The organism is Mesorhizobium sp. P160219 (genome assembly GCF_057786095.1).
In genome coordinates this window covers 2,840,117-2,857,744 of the sequence record NZ_JBYNWG010000001.1, presented here as the reverse complement: position 1 = coordinate 2,857,744, position 17,628 = coordinate 2,840,117, and the positions used below count along the sequence as shown (strand labels likewise).

The following is a 17,628-nucleotide window of genomic DNA, read 5'->3' as shown; positions in this document are numbered from 1 at the left end:
TGTACAAGCCACTTGGCGGACCCGGTCATTGGTCGGACTATCGCCGAGCGGAGACCTATGCGGCTGGCCCAATTCCTGCGAAGAACCATTTCATCGCAGGGATCTGTGCCGATGTTGAACAGACGAACGCTTCTCAAGGGGACTGTCGGCTTTGCGGTGCTCGGCGTTTCGCTGGACAACGCCTTGGCGAAGACGGCAGCGCTTGGCTCGATCAATGCCGCCGAGCTTGGCGTGGAGCCGGACGCACCGGACGACCAGAGCAAGGCCTTCGCCACGATGCTAGCCGAGGCAAGCCAGCGCAATGCGCCGGTGTTCCTGCCGCCGGGCACCTATGTCGTGTCCAACCTGACCCTGCCCGCCCGCGTCAGGCTTTCGGGCGTGCCGGGCGCCTCGCGCATCCTCTATGGCGGCAATGGCCATTTGCTGACGGCCGAACAGGCCGAGCATATAGAGTTCACCGCATTGGTCTTCGACGGCGCCAACGGCGGGTTGGCCGACGATGCGCAAGGCCTGCTCGACCTGCGCCGCGTCGCCCATCTCGTCATTGACAATTGCACGATCACCGGCAGCGGCAAGCATGGGCTGGCGCTGGAGCATGCGTCGGGCCGCATCGAGCGGTCCGAGATTTCGGGGGCTGCGGACGCCGGCATCTACTCCGTCGAGGCCGCTGGCCTGGCGATATCCGACAACACCGTATCCGACTGTGGCAATGGCGGCATTCTTGTGCATCGCTGGCAGCAGGCCGAGGACGGCACGATCGTCAGCGGCAACCGCGTGCAGCGGATCGGCGCGCGCGGCGGCGGCACCGGGCAGAACGGCAATGGCATCAACGCCTTCCGTGCCGGCAATGTCTCGGTCACCGGCAACATCGTCTCGGACTGCGCCTTCTCGGCGATCCGCGCCAACAGTTCCAGCAATCTGCAGATGACCGGCAACACCTGCTCGCGGTCGGGTGAAACCGCGCTCTATTCCGAATTCTCCTTCGAAGGCGCCATCATCGGCAACAACATCGTCGATGGTGCCGCTAACGGCATCTCGATCGTCAATTTCAACGACGGCGGCCGTATGGGTGTCTGCTCAAACAACATCATGCGCAACCTCTCGACCACCGGCCCCTACCCCGCCGACGCGCCGGGCTTCGGCGTCGGTATCAGCGTCGAGGCCGACACCACCGTCTCGGGCAATGTCATCGAGAACGCGCCGCTCTACGGCATGCAGATCGGCTGGGGCGCTTATATGCGCAATGTTGTGGCGACGGGAAACATCATCCGTCAGGCCGGAACCGGCATCGCCGTCACTGTGGTAGAAGGCGCTGGAAACGCCATCATTTCCGACAACGTCATCGACGGCGCCAAGAACGGCGCCATCATCGGCCAGCGCTGGGCCGAACCGGCGACCGGCGACCTCGCGCGGTCGAGCGATAGCGGCTATGCGCACCTGACGGTCGAGCGAAACAGGGTCAGCTGAGCGTCGTCGTCGGCCGCAGCGAGCCGACCTTGGCGCCAATGCGGCTTTCGATCGGAGGATTGGCCCGCTCCAGAAGGTTCGCCGCCAGTGCGCCGTCGGCGCTGAGAAGTTTTGCCAGCACAGTGGCAATCATCACCTCGGCGGCGCGGCCGGCGCCGTCATCGCATTTTAGCGCGATGCCGAGGCCAAGCTCCGGAACGGCAGCGCAATAGACACCCTCGGCGCCCGTCTTGACGAATATGCGGCCGGGCGCGGCCTGCATCAGCGCCACATCCACTTTGCCGGTGCCGGCGACCAGGAAAGGCTCGGCCATACAGGCAGACAGCAGGCGTTTGGCCGCCTTGGCGCGCTCAGGGCCAAAGCTCCTGCCCGTCGCCATGCGGGCAAAGCCAAGGGCAAAACTTTTCAGCGGCACGGCATAGGTGGGAATCGAGCAGCCATCGGTTGCCCGGTGATCCGCATCGTGGGCAGCGCCGGTCACCGCCTGCATGGCGTCGCGCACCATCTCCTGCAAACCATGGCCTGCCTTGACGTAGCCTTGGTGGGCAATCCCTGAGTGCACGCAGGTGCAGAGAAATCCGGAATGCTTGCCCGAGCAATTGTTGTGCAGTGCGTTCGGCGAGACGCCTGTGCGGGCCAGTGCGATCGTCGCGTCGTGGCTCGACGGCCAATGCGCGCCGCATTCCAGCGCCGACTTGTCGAGCCCGGCCTTGGCCAGCATCGCCTGCGCCAGTTCGACATGCGCGGGTTCGCCCGAATGCGAAGCGCAGGCCAGCGCCAGTTCGCGGTCGCCCAAGCCGTACGCATCGGCAGCACCCGTTTCAACCAGCGGCAGCGCCTGGATCGCCTTGACCGCCGAGCGCGGAAACACCGGCCGCGCCGTATCGCCGATCTCCAGGACAGGCTTGCCGTCACCGTCGAAGATTGCGACAGCGCCGCGATGGACGCTCTCGACGATCGCGCCGCGCAAGACCTCGACCAGAACCGGATTTGTCATCACCACGCCCCAAAAATACGGGCCGCTTCTACCTGATCCGGTCGAGAATGGAAACGTAGTTGGCGACGGCAGCGCCACCCATGTTGAAGATGCCGCCGAGCTTTGCGCCCGGCACCTGGATGCCGCCGGCCTCGCCCGTCAACTGCATGGCAGATAAGACGTGCATCGACACGCCGGTGGCGCCGATCGGATGGCCCTTGGCCTTCAGGCCGCCCGAAGGATTGACCGGCAGCCTGCCGTCCTTGGCCGTCGTGCCGTCCAGCGCCAGCCTGGCGCCTTCGCCGGGCTTGGCCAGGCCCATCGCCTCATATTCGATCAATTCGGCGATGGTGAAGCAGTCATGTGTTTCGACGAAGGAGAGATCGTCGAGCGTCACGCCGGCCTTTTTCAGCGCCTGGTTCCAGGCCTGTTCGCAGCCTTCGAAGGACAGGATGTCGCGCTTCGACATCGGCAGGAAATCCTGGACATGCTCGTTGGCGCGGAAGGCGACGGCGCGGCGCATCTTCAGCGCCGTCGAGGTGTCGGTCAGCACAAGGGCGGCTGCACCATCGGAGACCAGCGAGCAGTCGGTGCGCTTCAGCGGACCGGCGACGAAGGGGTTCTTCTCGCTTTCCTGGCGGCAGAATTCGTAGCCGAAATCCTTGCGCATCTGCGCGTACGGATTGTCGACGCCGTTCTTGTGGTTCTTGGCGGCAATCATCGCCAGCGCGTCCGACTGGTCGCCATAACGCTGGAAATAGGCCTGCGCGATCTTGCCGAAGACGCCGGCAAAGCCGGCCGGCGTGTCGCCCTCCTCCGGCAGATAGGAAGCTTTCAGCAGGTTCTTCCCGATCTCAGGCCCGGGCGTCGTCGTCATCTGCTCGGCGCCGACCACCAGCACGATGCGGGCAGCGTTTGCGTCGATGGCGCGGATGCCTTGCCGGACCGCGGCCGAACCGGTGGCGCAAGCATTCTCGACCCGCGTCGCCGGCTTGAAGCGCAGTCGGTCGTCGGCCTGCAACACGAGGCTGGCGGTAAAATCCTGTGGGGAAAAGCCGGCATTGAAGTGGCCGAGCACGATCTCGTCGACCTCATCCGGGCCGATGCCGGCATGGTCGAGCGCGTCGACCGCGACCTTGGTGATCAGGCCTTCCAGCGTCTCGCCTTCCAGCTTGCCGAAGCGCGAATGCGCCCAGCCAACGATGCATGCGGTCATGGCGGTCTCCATCCTTGGCGCCAGCCTAACATGTGGGCAAATGGCGCACTTCGCCTTTATTGTTCAAATATAAACAATCCCGCCCGCATCGAAAAGGGCCGCAAGCCGACAATCGCTTGGTGCAGGTTCCAATCGGATCGTTTTTTGTTGATTGACGCGTCAATAAAAAATAATCTCCGCCGCAAAAGCCGGGAACATCATGCCTAAAGTCGGAATGGAACCGTTGCGCCGCAAGGCGCTCATCGACGCGACGATCTCGGCGATCGGCGAGCGCGGCTCGCTTGACGTGACCATGTCGGAGATAGCGGGGCGCGCCGGTGTGTCGTCAGCATTGGCTCACCACTATTTCGGCGCCAAGGATGAGCTGCTGCTGGCGACGATGAGGCATATTCTGGCCGAGCTGACGATCGACATGCGGCGCGCGCTGCAATCCGCCGGCTCGCCGCGCGAACGTGTTTCGGCCGTGGTGGCCGTCAACTTCTCCGACATCCAGTTCCAGCCGGAAACCATCGCGGCCTGGCTCGCCTTCTATGTCGAGGCGCAGAAATCATCGGCCTTGCGCCGGCTGCTCAGGGTCTATGCGCGGCGGCTGCATTCCAACCTAATGAGCGGGCTGACCGGCATCTTGGCCAGGCACGAAGCCGACCGCGCGGCGGAAGCGACCGCGGCGATGATCGACGGGCTCTACATCAGGCGGGCGCTGAAGGACGGCGTGCCGGACGCGGCGACCGCGATTGCGCTGGTCGAGGACTATCTGGAAACCAAACTCGGCGGGCGACAGACACAGTGACAGCCTCAGTGACACAAAGGCGACCCAACATCCTGATCGTCATGGTCGATCAGCTCAACGGCACGCTGTTTCCGAACGGACCGGCGGACTTCCTGCACGCGCCGCATCTCAAGGAGCTGGCCGCGCGCGCGGCACGTTTCCGGAACAATTATACGCCCTCGCCGCTTTGCGCGCCGGGGCGCGCCGCCTTCATGAGCGGCCAATTGCCGTCGCGCACCCAAGTCTACGACAACGCCGCTGAGTTCGCCTCCTCAATTCCGACCTATGCTCACCATCTGCGCGCCGCCGGCTATTACACCTGCCTGTCGGGCAAGATGCATTTCGTCGGCCCCGACCAGTTGCATGGTTTCGAAGAGCGGTTGACCACCGATATCTATCCCGCCGATTTCGGCTGGACGCCGGACTACCGCAAGCCCGGCGAACGCATCGACTGGTGGTATCACAATCTGGGCTCGGTGACCGGCGCCGGCGTCGCCGAGATCACCAACCAGATGGAGTATGACGACGAGGTCGCCTTCCACGCGGTGCAAAAACTCTACGACCTTGCCCGCACCTCCGACGATGCGGCCAGCCGGCCCTGGTGCCTGACGGTTTCCTTCACCCACCCGCACGACCCCTATGTCGCACGGCGGCAATATTGGGATCTCTATGAAGATTGTCCGGCGCTCGAACCGGAGGTGGGATTCATCCCCTATGCCGATCAGGACCCGCATTCGCAGCGGCTTTACCGCGCCAGCGACTACGACAGTTTCAACATCACGCCGGAGCAGATCCGCCGCTCGCGGCGCGGCTACTACGCCAACATCTCCTATCTCGACGACAAGGTCGGCGAGTTGATGTCAGTGCTGGAACGTACGCGCATGCTGGACGACACGGTCATCCTGTTCTGCTCCGACCATGGCGATATGCTTGGCGAGCGCGGCCTGTGGTTCAAGATGAACTTTTTCGAGGGCTCGGCACGGGTGCCGCTGATGATCGCCGGCAAGGGCGTTGCCGCGGGGCTGATCGACGCGCCGGTTTCCAATCTCGACGTGACGCCGACATTGTGCGATCTCGCCGGCATCGACATCTCGGCGATCGCGCCGTGGACCGACGGCCAGTCGCTGCTGCCGCTGCTCGAGGGCACGAAACGCGATGCTCCAGTTCTGATGGAGTATGCCGCCGAAGGCTCCAACGCGCCGTTGGTGGCGATCCGCGACGGCCGCTATAAATTCATCCATTGCGAGATCGATCCGCCGCTTCTGTTCGATCTCGAAGCCGATCCGCAAGAACTCACCAATCTTGCCACCGATCCGACGCATGCCGATCTGGTGGCGGCCTTCACGGGAGCCGTACGAGCGCGCTGGGACATGGCCGCCTTCGACGCCGCCGTGCGTACCAGCCAGGCGCGGCGCTGGGTGGTCTATCCGGCGCTACGCAACGGCACGCATTACCCCTGGGAGTTCCAACCGCTGCAGAAGGCGTCGGAACGCTACATGCGCAACCACATGAACCTCGACAATCTCGAGGAACAGAAACGCTTTCCGCGAGGCGAATGATGACAATTGTCCCCTCCCTCGAGCACCTCAGACAGGCCTATGCCGTGACGTCGAAGGCGACGCAGATCACGCCTTTGCTGGAATCGACAGCCTTGGCCAAGGAGACGGGTGCGGCCCGCGTCTTTATCAAGCCGGAATCACTGCAATGGGCCGGCTCGTTCAAGGTGCGCGGGGCCTATTGGCGGTTGAAGCGGCTGTCGCCGGATGAGGCCATAAAAGGCGTCGTCGCCTACTCCTCCGGCAATTTCGCGCAAGGGTTGGCGGCTGCCGGCCAGGCGCTCGGCATTCCCGTCACCATCGTCATGCCGATCGACGCGCCGGCCGCCAAGCGCGATGCGACCACAGGCTATGGCGCGCGCGTCGTGCTGACCGATCATGGCGAGCGCGCCCGTGAAGAGGTCGCAGCCGCCAAGGCCTGCGAGATTGCCGAGACCGAAGGGCTGGCGTTGCTGCATCCATTCGACGATCCGGAGATCGTTGCCGGCCAGGCCGGCGCCGGGCTCGAAGCGCTCGAACAACTCGAGGCAAAGGACGCCAGTGCCGACCTTCTGTTCTGCTCGGTCGGCGGCGGCGGACTGATCGGCGGCATGTCGCTCGCCTTCCACTATCTGTCGCCGGCAACCGAGATCATCGGCGTCGAGCCGGAAGGCTTCAACGGCATGGGTGCATCGCTAGCGCATGGCGCCATCGAGACCATGCCGATCGCGCCGAAATCGATTTGCGACGGGCTGATGTCGCGGCGGCCGGGCGACGCGCCGTTCGCGGCGGTCAAGACCGCTGGCGTGCGCGGCATCACCGTCGACGACCAATCGGTTAGGCGAGCGATGAAGATCGCCTTCGAGCGGATGAAGCTGGTGCTCGAGCCGTCAGGCGCCGCCTCTCTGGCGGCGCTGCTCGGCGGCAAGGTGGATGTGACGGGTAAAACGGTCCTGGTCATGGCTACCGGCGGCAATGTCTCGCTCGCCGATTTTATTTCGCATATGAACGATGGGCGCATGTGAACCATGCTTGAAGCAGACTTCGTCATCATCGGCTCCGGCTCGGCCGGCTCGGCCATGGCCTACCGGCTGTCGGAAGACGGCAAGCATTCGGTGATCGTCATCGAGTTCGGCGGCACCGATATCGGGCCGCTGATCCAGATGCCGTCGGCGCTGTCGATCCCGCTCAACATGAGCCTTTACGACTGGGGCTTTGCCAGCGAACCAGAGCCGCATCTCGGCGGCCGCGTGCTGGCGACGCCACGCGGCAAGGTGATCGGCGGCTCGTCCTCGATCAACGGCATGGTATATGTCAGGGGCCACGCACGCGACTTCGACCACTGGGCCGAACAGGGGGCGGCCGGCTGGGGCTTCGCCGACGTGCTGCCCTATTTCAAGCGCATGGAGGACAGTGACGGGGGCGAGGACGGCTGGCGCGGCCACGGCGGCCCGCTGCACGTCCAGCGTGGCCCGCGCAAGAATCCGCTCTACGGCGCCTTTGTCGAGGCCGGCCGCCAAGCCGGGTTCGAACTGACCGACGACTACAATGGTTCGAAGCAGGAAGGCTTCGGGCCGATGGAGCAGACCATACGCGGCGGCCGCCGCTGGTCGGCCGCATCAGCCTATCTGAAGCCGGCGCTCAAGCGACAAAATGTCAGCGTGATCAAAGGCTTCGCCCGTCGTGTGATCATCGAGAATCAGCGCGCTGTCGGCGTCGAGATCGAAGCTCACAAACAGATTCAGGTCGTTAAGGCGCGACGTGAGGTGATCGTTGCCGCATCATCGATCAATTCGCCCAAGATCCTGATGCTATCCGGTATCGGCCCGGCCGCGCATCTCAAGGAGAACGGCATCCAGGTCGTGGCCGACCGGCCCGGTGTCGGCCGCAATCTGCAGGATCATATGGAGCTCTACATCCAGCAGGAATCGACCCAGCCGATCACGCTGAATTCGGTTCTCAACCCATTCTCCAAGGCTCTGATCGGGGCGCAGTGGCTGTTCTTCAAGACCGGCCTCGGTGCCACCAACCATTTCGAGGCCGCGGCCTTCGTGCGCTCGCAGGCCGGCGTCGACTACCCCGACATCCAGTATCACTTCATCCCGGCTGCGGTGCGCTATGACGGCAAGGCGGCGGCGAGGGCCCATGGCTTCCAGGCCCATGTCGGGCCGATGCGGTCGAAGTCGCGCGGCTCGGTGACGCTGCGCTCTCCCGACCCGAAAGCGACGCCGGTCATCCGCTTCAACTACATGTCGCATCCAGACGACTGGACCGAGTTCCGCCACTGCATCCGGCTGACCCGCGAGATCTTCCGCCAGAAGGCTTTTGACGGCTTTCGCGGCAAGGAAATCTCGCCGGGTTCGCACGTCCAGTCGGACGAGGATCTCGACGCCTTCATCCGCGATCATGCCGAGAGTGCCTACCACCCGTGCGGCACCTGCAAGATGGGCCGCGCCGACGACATCATGAGCGTGGTCGATCCGGAGTGCCGGGTAATCGGCGTCGACGGCCTGCGCGTCGCCGACTCCTCGATCTTCCCGCGGGTGACCAACGGCAACCTCAACGCGCCGTCGATCATGACCGGCGAGAAGGCCTCCGACCACATTCTCGGCCGCACGCCACTGGCGCCGTCCAACCAGGAACCCTGGATCAATCCGCGCTGGCAGGTGGCGGATCGATAGGGCATTGTCCGGCGGACTGCTCCGCAATAGCGAATACATCTGGAGAACAGCATGCGCGCCCAGCCAACGGCATCGCACTATGTCAACGGCCGCTACATCGAGGACGAAGGCGGCGCGCCGCTGCCGGTGATCTATCCGGCGACCGGTGAGGTCATCGCCACTTTGCATTCGGCGACTCCGAACGTGCTGGAGCTCGCCATCGAAGCCGCGCGGGCCGCACAACCGGCCTGGGCGCGGATGAAGCCGGTTGAGCGTGGCCGCATCCTGCGCCGCGCCGCCGACATTTTGCGCGCGCGCAACGCCGATCTGGCGCGGATCGAGACGCTCGACACCGGCAAAGCGATCCAGGAGACGCTGGTGGCGGATGCACTATCGGCCGCCGACTGCCTCGAATATTTCGGCGGCGCGGTTGCCGCCTTCAACGGCGAGGCGATCGATCTTGGTGGACCTTTTGCCTATACGCGCCGCGAGGCGCTCGGTGTGTGCGTCGGCATCGGCGCCTGGAACTATCCGATCCAGATCGCCGGCTGGAAATCCGCCCCGGCGCTCGCCATGGGCAACGCCATGGTATTCAAGCCTTCGGAGAACACGCCGCTGTCGGCGCTGGCGCTGGCCGAGATCTACTCAGAGGCGGGCCTGCCCGACGGGCTGTTCAACGTCGTGCAAGGCTATGGCGAAGTCGGCGCCGGCCTGGTCGGCCATGATGTCGTTGCCAAGGTTTCGGTGACCGGCTCGGTGCCGACCGGCCGCAAGGTGCTGTCGCTCGCCGGTTCGAAGATGAAGCACGCTACCATGGAGCTCGGCGGCAAGTCGCCGCTGATCGTGTTCGACGATGCCGATCTCGAAAACGCCGTCGGCGGCGCCATGCTCGGCAATTTCTATTCGACCGGGCAGATCTGCTCCAACGGCACGCGCGTCTTCGTGCAGAGCGGCATCCATGACCGCTTCGTCGACCGGCTGGTCGAGCGGACGAAAAAGATCCGCATCGGCGATCCGCTCGATCCTGAGACGCAGATGGGGCCGCTGGTCAACAAGGCGCAGCAGGAGAAGGTCGTTTCCTACATCGCGGCCGGCAGGCAGGATGGAGCAACGCTCGCCTGCGGTGGCAACGTGCCGTCGCTGCAAGGTTTCGATGGCGGCTTCTTTGTCGAGCCGACGGTGTTCACCGGTGTCACCGATACGATGCGCATTGCGCGCGAGGAGATTTTCGGGCCGGTGATGAGCGTGCTGAAGTTCGACGGCGAGGACGAGGTGATCGACCGCGCCAACGACACCGAATTCGGCCTCGCCGCCGGCGTCTTCACCCGCGACCTGCAGCGCGCTCATAGGGTGATCGCCGAACTGCAGGCCGGCACCTGCTGGATAAACGCCTACAATCTGACGCCGGTGGAAATTCCGTTTGGCGGGGTGAAGCAATCCGGCATTGGGCGCGAGAACTCGCTGGCGGCTTTAGCGCTCTATTCGCAGCTGAAGGCGGTGTATGTCGAGACCGGGGATGTAGCGAGCCCGTATTGAGGGGTTGGCGCGAGGCACCCCCCTCTGCCCTGCACGGCAGAGGGGGGTGCCTCGCACCGGCCTCTCAACAACCTCACCCCTTCTGCGCCGTGCCGTCCAGATACTGCGTCAGCGCGCAGACCAGATGATAGAAGATGCTGGCCGGCACGTCCGATGCCAAGGAGCGGCCGCGTTCGTCGATGCGGTCGATCCACAGGCCGAGCGGGGCCGGATCGATGTGCCAGCGGAACAGGCGGCCGACGCGCGCCTCGATCTCCGGCTTGAGGTCGGGACCACCCGAGCCATCCAGCGCAATCGCCGCCTTGATCGCTTCGGCCTGTGGCCAGCTCCGCGACACAAGGTCGAGCGGCAGGCCCTGTCTGGAGACCGCACCGTAGGCAAGGCCGGTGGCGCGGTTGAGGCCGTTGGCGATGGCCGAGGCGTAGAGCTTGCGGGCAAAATTGCTCAACTCGCCCTGGCCGCTGCGGGCGACGAAATCGGTGAGCAGCGAGGCCCATTCGAAATGATGGCCGGGCTCGGTCCATGTGCCCTTCTCGCCGGCGGCCGGCTTCCACCCGGCGTCAAAATATTCGCCCAGCGTCCAGCTCTCGGCATCGAAGAAATGACTGCGGAAAAGGTCGATGATGCGCGCGGCGCGGCGCAGATAGGTGCGGTCGCCGGTCGCCTTATACCAGGCGAGGAAGGCCTCGAGCAGATGCATATGCGGGTTGGAGCGCCGCTCGCCCTCGCCATCGGATGTCTCGAGAAAGCCGGTCATGCGGCTGTCCTCGAGATGCGCGTCGAGGAACACGAAGGTCTCCTGGCCCAGCCGCAGCGCATCCGGATCGCCGCACATATGCGCATGCGCCAGCGCCAGCAGCACGCAGGAATGGTCGTAGGCATCCTCGGTTGGGTCGGCGACGGAGCCGTCGACATTGAGCGTGCGCACCCAGCCGCCCCGGTCCGTGCGGCCCTTGCCGGCCATGAAGGCGATGCCATGGGAGATCAGGCGATCGGCTGGACCGTCCCAGCCGCGGGCCTTGGCAACGGCGAAGGCGTAGACTTGCCTCGCCGTCGTGCGCATGCGCTTGGGCTTCAACAGCGCCTCGCCGTCGAAGCCGAGCGCCTCGTGGAAGCCGCCATGACGCTCATCGACGCCTGAAGTCGACCACAGCGGCAAGGTCTCCTCGAACAGCCAGTGATGCACGCGCCGACGCCAGGCGCCGCTCTCGATGACGCGGTCGTGTGCCGGGGTGAACCTGGTTTCCAGCCGGCCCGACTTTTCCAGCTGCTCGACGATCTTCTTGACGTGCTGGCTGTGACTGACCGGGGCAACGAAGGTGGCGTCCGCGGTCGAGACGATGGCGACATCCTTCATGCCGATCGCCGACAAAAGCCGGCCGTCGCTGCGGATGTAGGAGTTCTCGCAATCGATGGCGACGACATCGCCGACGACGACATTGCCCTTGGCGTCGGCAGGGCCGACATCAAGCAGCGACTGCCAGGAGCCGAGGTCGTTCCAGCGGAAGCCGGCCGGCACCATGGCGATGTCCTTGGCCCGTTCCATGATGGCGTAGTCGATCGAGTTCGACGGGATGGCGGCGTAGAGGTCGAGCGGCATATAGAGGCCGGACAGGTCGCTCGTTGCTGCCTTGTAGGCCGCTTCGGTGGCCTGCCAGATGTCGGGCTGGAAGGCCGCAAATGCGTCGCGCATGGCGCCGGCGCGAAATAGGAAAATGCCGGTGTTCCAGTAGAAGGTGCCCGCACTGAGATAGCTCTGCGCAGTGGCGAGGTCGGGCTTTTCGACGAAGCGCGACACGTCGAAGACGCCGCCGCTTTCGGCTGCGACTTCGATATACCCATAGCCGGTCTCGGGCTGCGTCGGCTTGATGCCGAACACCACCAGACGGCCGGCAAGCGCTGCCTGGCTGCCCGCCTCGACGCTCTGCCAGAACTGCTTGGGCGTGGCGATTTCGTGGTCTGACGGCACCACCAGCACCAGGCTGTCGCCGAACTCCGACAATGTGCGCAGCGCGGCCAGCGCCACGGCGGCAGCCGTGTTGCGCCCGGTCGGCTCGAACAGCGGGCCACCGCCGGCGAGGTCGAGGCCGGCAAGGTCGGCATGCACGCGCTCGGCATGGCGCTCGGCGGCGATCAGGAAGATCGGCGTTTCGCCCTCCGGCCGCGCCGTCAGCCGGCGCAGTGTCTTGGCCAGCATCGAGCCGTCGCCGGAAAGATCGTGGAACTGTTTCGGGTTGTCCTCGCGTGACAGCGGCCACAGCCGCGAACCGACACCGCCGCTCATGACAAAACTGACGATGCGCTCGGTCATGAAAGGTCCAATCAGAACGTCTGGTTGTAAGCGCCGACTTCGGGGCTGCGGCGCAGCACGGCGTCGACCGCCTCGAACATCTGCCGGCGGCGGTCGGACGATACCGGGCTTTCGACAACCACGACAAGCTCCGGCTTGTTCGACGACGCCCGTACCACGCCCCAGGTGCCATCTTCGGCCACGATGCGCACGCCGTTGACGGTGATCAGCTCGGCGATCTTCTGGCCGGCAAAAGCCTTGCCGGCGCGCTGTATCGCCTGGAAGTCCGCCACCACCCGACCGACCACGCCGTATTTCACGTCATCGGCGCAATGCGGCGACATGGTCGGCGTGCCGAAGGTCAGCGGCAGCGCGCGATAGAGATCGGCCATCGAACTTATGGGGTTGCGGACGAGCATCTCACAAATGGCTATTGCCGTGATGAGACCGTCATCATAGCCGCGGCCGATCGGCGGATTGAAGAAGAAATGGCCCGACTTCTCGAAGCCGGCGACGGCGCCAAGCTCGGCGACGCGGCGCTTGATGTAGGAATGGCCGGTCTTCCAGTAATCTGTCTTCGCGCCGTTGGCGCGCAGGACGCTGTCGGTGTTGAACAGGCCGGTCGACTTGACATCGACGACGAAGGTCGAGCCGGGGTATTGGGTTGATATGTCCCGCGCGAGCATGACGCCGACCTTGTCGGCAAAAATCTCGTTGCCCTCATTGTCGACCACGCCGCAACGGTCGCCGTCGCCGTCAAAGCCCAGCCCGACATCAGCACCTGTTTCCAGCACTTTGTCCCTGATGGCATGCAGCATCTGCATGTCTTCCGGGTTCGGGTTATAGCGCGGAAAACTGTGGTCGAGCTCGACATCGAGCGGGATCACCTCGCAGCCGATGCGCTCCAGCGCCTGTGGCGCGAAGGCGCCGGCAGTGCCGTTGCCGCAAGCGGCCACGACTTTCAGCTTTCGCGCGATGCGCTTGTCGCTCACCAGATCGTCGAGATAGGTCTCGCGAAAACCGGAGACGAATTCGTAGGAGCCACCGCCGGCAAGATCGAAATCGCCCGACAGCACGATCTGTTTCAGGGCGCTCATCTCCTCCGGTCCGAAGGTGAGCGGCCTCGCCGCACCCATCTTGACTCCGGTCCAGCCATTCTCGTTGTGCGATGCGGTGACCATGGCGACGGAAGGCGCGTCGAGCGCGAACTGGGCGAAGTAGGCCATGGGCGACAGCGCCAGGCCAATGTCTTTCACCTTTGCGCCCGCAGCCATCAGGCCGGAAACCAGCGCCAGCTTGATGGCAAGCGAATAGGAGCGGAAATCATGCCCGGTGACGATGTCGGGACCCGCGCCAAGACGGCGGATCAAAGTGCCCAGGCCCATGCCCAGCGCCTGGACGCCGATCAGGTTCAGCTCCGGCGGTTGGGTGGAGCCGGCATGGCCAAACCACCAGCGCGCGTCGTATTCGCGAAAGCCGGACGCCTTGATCAGCGCTTCGGTTTCGAATTCGAAGCTGTTGGGCCGGGCGTCGCCTACGATTTTCAGGGGCAAGACAGCAAAGCTCCAGATGGCGAAAACACGATTTATCGAGGCTGCTGCCTAGCACACAAGGCTTTAAGCGGGGTTTATCCCGGGCGGGAAATCCAAGCTTTGCGGCAATGCCCGACGAAAGCCAACGAAATGCGACAGAAGCGCTGCCATTGCCGCTTGCGGGAACGGTATGTGGCAGCTATAAGCCCGCGGTCTGGTCACGGAGTGTAGCGCAGCCTGGTAGCGCACCTCGTTCGGGACGAGGGGGTCGCAGGTTCAAATCCTGCCACTCCGACCAGAAAAAACAGACACTTAGGTGTTTGTTCTCCCGACCCACAAGATAGCTTGATGCAACCGGCCGCGTCGGCGTCGCTGTCAGCATGGTGTTTTGACGCGACAACCATCCGCGCTAACTCGATAATAGGAATGCCGCCGAGACAGCGGCCCGGAACGAGGTTTGCGGAAGATGAATTTGTTTATTTCAAGCGCAGGCCGGCTGTCAGCGATGCTTGTTCTTTTCCTGATGGCAGGCTGCTCATCGCTGGGCAGCGCGGTGAACCCGGCGAAATACGACAGCATGACATGCGCCGAGTTCAACAACGCGGTAGGCGATACCGCGCGCGACATCTCGCAAACCGCCATCACCCGCGGCAGGGTCACCAACACCAGAGTTCCCAACTGGCTGCTCGGCGGCACGCGCGTGAAGAGCGCAGTGGCCAACCGTGAGACGGCCAGAATCGAACTGCTGAAGCAGCGGCAAGAGGCCATTGTCGCGACAAGAGCCAACAGATGCCCCAGGTCAGCGGGCTAAGCGAACTGGCCCTACCTAACTATCTGCTCAACGTCACGCCTTAAGCACTCAGCCGGAAGCGCGTGACATCGATCGCCGCAGCCATCAGCGTCTGGGTGTAGGCGGCCTGCGGGTTGCTGAATATCTGTTCGGTCGGGCCTTCCTCGACGATCTTGCCCTGCCTCATGACGATGATGTAGTCGGCCATGGCACGCACCACGGAGAGATCGTGGCTGATGAAGAGGTAGGACAGTTCGTGGTCGGCCTGCAGCTTGCGCAGCAATTCGACGATCTGCTTCTGCACCGAGCGGTCGAGCGCCGAAGTCGGCTCGTCCAGCACCACCAGTTTGGGCTTCAGGATCACGGCACGCGCGATGGCGATGCGCTGGCGTTGGCCGCCGGAGAATTCGTGCGGGTAGCGGTTGCGTGCGTTGGGATCGAGGCCGACCTCGAGCAAGGCCTCGACGGCGCGCTGATCGCGTTGCTTGCCTGACAAGTTCGGCTCATGCACCAGAAGCCCTTCGGTGATGATCTGGCCGACGGTCATGCGCGGCGACAGCGAGCCGAACGGATCCTGGAAGACGAGTTGCATCTCGCGCCGCAGCGGCCGCATCGCCTGGCGGTCGGCGGTGGAGATGTCGCGGTCGCCGAAGCGGATGACACCGTCGCTGGGCAACAGGCGCAGAAGTGCGCGGCCGAGCGTCGACTTTCCCGAACCGGACTCGCCGACAATGCCGATGGTCTGGTTGCGCTTCAGCCGGATCGAGATGTGGTCGACGGCGCGCAAAAGCAGCGGCTCGCCGGCAAGGAAGCCGCCACCGATCTTGAAGGTTACCTCGACATTCCTGCCCTCGAGCAGCACCGGCGCGTTGGCCGGCGGCGCCGCCTTTGTGCCGGTCGGTTCGGCGGCCAGCAGCATTTTGGTATAGGCATGCTGCGGGTTGGCGAAAAGTGCTTCCGCCTCGCCTTCCTCGACCACCTCGCCATAGCGCATGACATAGACGCGGTCGGCAAAGCGCCGGACGATGCCGAGATCGTGGGTGATAAAGACGATGGCCATGCCGAGCTTGCGCTGCAGTTCGGCGAGCAGCACCAGGATCTGCGCCTGGATGGTGACGTCGAGCGCCGTCGTCGGCTCGTCGGCGATCAGGATGTCGGGGTCGTTGGCCAATGCCATGGCGATCATGACGCGCTGGCGCTGGCCACCCGACATTTCGTGCGGATAGGATTTCATCCGCCGCTCGGGATCGGGGATATGCACCAGCCTGAGCAACTTGAGCGCCTCGTTCCGTGCCTCGGCTGCGTTCAGCCCGCGGTGCTTGCGGATCGGTTCGATAAGCTGGTTGCCGATCGAATAGAGCGGATCGAGCGAGGTCATCGGCTCCTGGAAGATCATGCTGATCTTGGCGCCGCGCACCTTGTTGAGGTCGGGCTTGCTCATGGTCAAAAGGTTGCGGCCGCGATAATCGACGTGACCCGTCGCCTCGCCGTTGGACGCCAGCAGGCTCATCGCCGCCATCATGGTCTGGCTCTTGCCGGATCCGGATTCGCCGACCACGGCAACGGTTTCACCTGCCTTGACGTGGATGTTGATGCCCTTGACCGCTTCGACCGCGCCGTCGAGCGTGCGGAAGCGGACGCGGAGGTCCTTGACGCTGAGGATCGTTTCGGGCGTTTCCATCGCAACGGTCCCCATCTTATCGGTCCCCATCTTTATCGGTCCCATCTTCATCGGTCTCTCGGATCGAGCGCGTCGCGCAGGCCGTCGCCGACGAAGTTCAGTGCAAACAGCGTCGACACGAGGAAGAAGGCGGGGAACAAAAGCAGCCAGTTGGCGGTGCCGATGTTCTTGGCGCCGACGGAGATGAGCACGCCCCAGCTGGTCATCGGTTCCTGCACGCCAAGGCCGAGGAAGGACAGGAAACTTTCCAGGATGATGACCTGCGGCACCAGCAGCGTCATGTAGATCACCACTGGTCCGAGCAGATTGGGGATGACATGGCGCAGCAGGATGCCGCGCTGGCCGACGCCCATGGCTTCGGCCGCCTGGACATACTCCTGCCGCCGGATCGACAGCGCCTGGCCGCGCACGATGCGCGCCATGTCGAGCCACAGCACCGCCCCGACCGCCAGGAACATCAGCACGAAATTGCGGCCGAAGAACACCACCAGCATGATGACAAAGAAAATGAAGGGCAAGGAATAGAGCACGTCGACGATGCGCATCATCACCTCGTCGATCTTGCCGCCGGAAAAGCCGGCCGCCGCCCCGTAGAGGACGCCGATGACCACGGCGACAATGCCGGCAAGCAGGCCAATGGCCAGCGAGATGCGCCCTGCCATCAGCGTTCGCGAGAGAAGATCGCGACCGGTGTTGTCGGTGCCGAACAGGAAGTACTGCTGTTTGACCGACGCAGTCATAGTCAATTCGAGCCCGTCGGCCGATTTGCTCTCTATCTTGGTATCGTCGAAGGCATCGGAGCGGTCAAGATAGCGGATGTTGCGGTCGTCGATCGGTTTGGTCGAGGTGACGGTGACGGTGACGCGACTGCCGTCCAGTTTCCACTCCTTGATGTCGACGCGCATGCGCTTGACGGCATCCTTGAGCGCCGTCTCGATCATGTCGGGCTTCGGATAGGCTGAAAAGCTTGGCGGCGTGCGCACATAGTCGGCATAGATGGTGGTGTACTGATGCGGCACGAACCAGGGGCCGAAGATGCTGATGACGCCAATGAAGGCCAGGTAATAGAGGCTGAACATGGCGGCGCGGTTGGCTTTGAGGCGCGCCCATGCGTCGCCCCAGAGCGAGCGGCCGACGACGGCCGGCGGAGCGGCGGCGGCTGTGATGTCAGTCATA

13 protein-coding genes and 1 tRNA gene are annotated in these 17,628 nt (G+C 64.1%); 8 read left to right on the top strand and 6 right to left on the bottom strand.

Annotation, left to right across the window (positions count from 1 at the left end; translation table 11 throughout):
* The first annotated feature begins 111 nt into the window (after positions 1-111).
* Positions 112-1,467 carry a TIGR03808 family TAT-translocated repetitive protein gene (locus AC3EMP_RS13685; RefSeq protein ID WP_023698160.1) on the top strand — a complete coding sequence of 452 codons (1,356 nt, stop codon included), beginning with the start codon at positions 112-114 and terminating at the stop codon, positions 1,465-1,467.
* On the opposite strand, the gene AC3EMP_RS13680 is transcribed toward AC3EMP_RS13685, so the two are convergent.
* Together AC3EMP_RS13680 and AC3EMP_RS13675 are read right to left on the bottom strand one after the other, a co-directional pair.
* On the bottom strand, positions 1,460-2,464 hold the full coding sequence (locus AC3EMP_RS13680; protein ID WP_023735549.1) for an asparaginase: 1,005 nt from the start codon (positions 2,462-2,464) through the stop codon (positions 1,460-1,462). The two genes, AC3EMP_RS13685 and AC3EMP_RS13680, sit on opposite strands and share 8 nt — an antisense overlap.
* Positions 2,465-2,492: 28 nt before the next feature.
* Positions 2,493-3,659 (bottom strand): acetyl-CoA acetyltransferase, encoded by a 1,167-nt coding sequence (locus AC3EMP_RS13675; RefSeq protein WP_023698158.1) that lies wholly within the window; start codon positions 3,657-3,659, stop codon positions 2,493-2,495.
* Between the two features lie 199 nt (positions 3,660-3,858).
* Here AC3EMP_RS13675 and betI point away from each other — a divergent pair, with 199 nt between their 5' ends.
* Genes betI through betB form a run of 5 tightly spaced genes read left to right on the top strand, consistent with a single transcriptional unit; the run spans position 3,859 to position 10,159 of the window.
* Entirely contained in the window at positions 3,859-4,449 is a 591-nt protein-coding gene (betI, locus tag AC3EMP_RS13670; protein ID WP_023692769.1) for a choline-binding transcriptional repressor BetI, read from the top strand.
* 8 nt (positions 4,450-4,457) lie between these two features.
* Positions 4,458-5,987 (top strand): choline-sulfatase, encoded by a 1,530-nt coding sequence (betC, locus tag AC3EMP_RS13665; RefSeq protein ID WP_023687209.1) that lies wholly within the window; start codon positions 4,458-4,460, stop codon positions 5,985-5,987.
* Complete coding sequence (locus AC3EMP_RS13660; RefSeq protein ID WP_352712845.1) at positions 5,984-6,988, top strand: threonine/serine dehydratase family protein; 1,005 nt, start codon at positions 5,984-5,986, stop codon at positions 6,986-6,988. The genes betC and AC3EMP_RS13660 overlap by 4 nt, the downstream gene beginning before the upstream one ends.
* A 3-nt stretch (positions 6,989-6,991) precedes the next feature.
* The gene (gene betA, locus AC3EMP_RS13655; RefSeq protein ID WP_023687207.1) at positions 6,992-8,644 is read left to right on the top strand and encodes a choline dehydrogenase; all 1,653 of its coding nucleotides are present in this window, start codon (positions 6,992-6,994) and stop codon (positions 8,642-8,644) included.
* Positions 8,645-8,695: 51 nt separating this feature from the next.
* Entirely contained in the window at positions 8,696-10,159 is a 1,464-nt protein-coding gene (gene betB / locus AC3EMP_RS13650; RefSeq protein ID WP_023805737.1) for a betaine-aldehyde dehydrogenase, read from the top strand.
* A 73-nt stretch (positions 10,160-10,232) separates the two neighbouring features.
* Here betB and AC3EMP_RS13645 read toward each other — a convergent pair whose 3' ends face one another.
* Entirely contained in the window at positions 10,233-12,470 is a 2,238-nt protein-coding gene (locus AC3EMP_RS13645) for a mannose-1-phosphate guanylyltransferase/mannose-6-phosphate isomerase (RefSeq protein WP_023670740.1), read from the bottom strand.
* A gap of 11 nt (positions 12,471-12,481) precedes the next feature.
* Positions 12,482-14,002 (bottom strand): phosphomannomutase/phosphoglucomutase, encoded by a 1,521-nt coding sequence (locus tag AC3EMP_RS13640; RefSeq protein ID WP_023684571.1) that lies wholly within the window; start codon positions 14,000-14,002, stop codon positions 12,482-12,484.
* Positions 14,003-14,202: 200 nt separating this feature from the next.
* Here AC3EMP_RS13640 and AC3EMP_RS13635 point away from each other — a divergent pair.
* Together AC3EMP_RS13635 and AC3EMP_RS13630 are read left to right on the top strand one after the other, a co-directional pair.
* Positions 14,203-14,279 (top strand) — tRNA-Pro (locus AC3EMP_RS13635).
* Positions 14,280-14,447: 168 nt separating this feature from the next.
* Complete coding sequence (locus AC3EMP_RS13630) at positions 14,448-14,792, top strand: hypothetical protein (protein ID WP_352711163.1); 345 nt, start codon at positions 14,448-14,450, stop codon at positions 14,790-14,792.
* 40 nt (positions 14,793-14,832) lie between these two features.
* On the opposite strand, the gene AC3EMP_RS13625 is transcribed toward AC3EMP_RS13630, so the two are convergent.
* Positions 14,833-16,452 (bottom strand): ABC transporter ATP-binding protein, encoded by a 1,620-nt coding sequence (locus AC3EMP_RS13625; RefSeq protein ID WP_352711161.1) that lies wholly within the window; start codon positions 16,450-16,452, stop codon positions 14,833-14,835.
* A 47-nt stretch (positions 16,453-16,499) separates the two neighbouring features.
* The gene (locus AC3EMP_RS13620; protein WP_023743707.1) at positions 16,500-17,627 is read right to left on the bottom strand and encodes an ABC transporter permease; all 1,128 of its coding nucleotides are present in this window, start codon (positions 17,625-17,627) and stop codon (positions 16,500-16,502) included.
* Position 17,628 lies beyond the last annotated feature (1 nt).

Excerpts from the sequence above, each read along its gene's own strand:
- AC3EMP_RS13685 (WP_023698160.1), top strand. The coding sequence starts at position 112 with ATGTTGAACAGACGAACGCTTCTCAAGGGGACTGTCGGCTTTGCGGTG.
- AC3EMP_RS13680 (WP_023735549.1), bottom strand. The coding sequence starts at position 2,464 with ATGACAAATCCGGTTCTGGTCGAGGTCTTGCGCGGCGCGATCGTCGAG.
- AC3EMP_RS13675 (WP_023698158.1), bottom strand. The coding sequence starts at position 3,659 with ATGACCGCATGCATCGTTGGCTGGGCGCATTCGCGCTTCGGCAAGCTG.
- betI (WP_023692769.1), top strand. The coding sequence starts at position 3,859 with ATGCCTAAAGTCGGAATGGAACCGTTGCGCCGCAAGGCGCTCATCGAC.
- AC3EMP_RS13660 (WP_352712845.1), top strand. The coding sequence starts at position 5,984 with ATGATGACAATTGTCCCCTCCCTCGAGCACCTCAGACAGGCCTATGCC.
- betA (WP_023687207.1), top strand. The coding sequence starts at position 6,992 with ATGCTTGAAGCAGACTTCGTCATCATCGGCTCCGGCTCGGCCGGCTCG.
- betB (WP_023805737.1), top strand. The coding sequence starts at position 8,696 with ATGCGCGCCCAGCCAACGGCATCGCACTATGTCAACGGCCGCTACATC.
- AC3EMP_RS13645 (WP_023670740.1), bottom strand. The coding sequence starts at position 12,470 with ATGACCGAGCGCATCGTCAGTTTTGTCATGAGCGGCGGTGTCGGTTCG.
- AC3EMP_RS13630 (WP_352711163.1), top strand. The coding sequence starts at position 14,448 with ATGAATTTGTTTATTTCAAGCGCAGGCCGGCTGTCAGCGATGCTTGTT.
- AC3EMP_RS13625 (WP_352711161.1), bottom strand. The coding sequence starts at position 16,452 with ATGGAAACGCCCGAAACGATCCTCAGCGTCAAGGACCTCCGCGTCCGC.
- AC3EMP_RS13620 (WP_023743707.1), bottom strand. The coding sequence starts at position 17,627 with ATGACTGACATCACAGCCGCCGCCGCTCCGCCGGCCGTCGTCGGCCGC.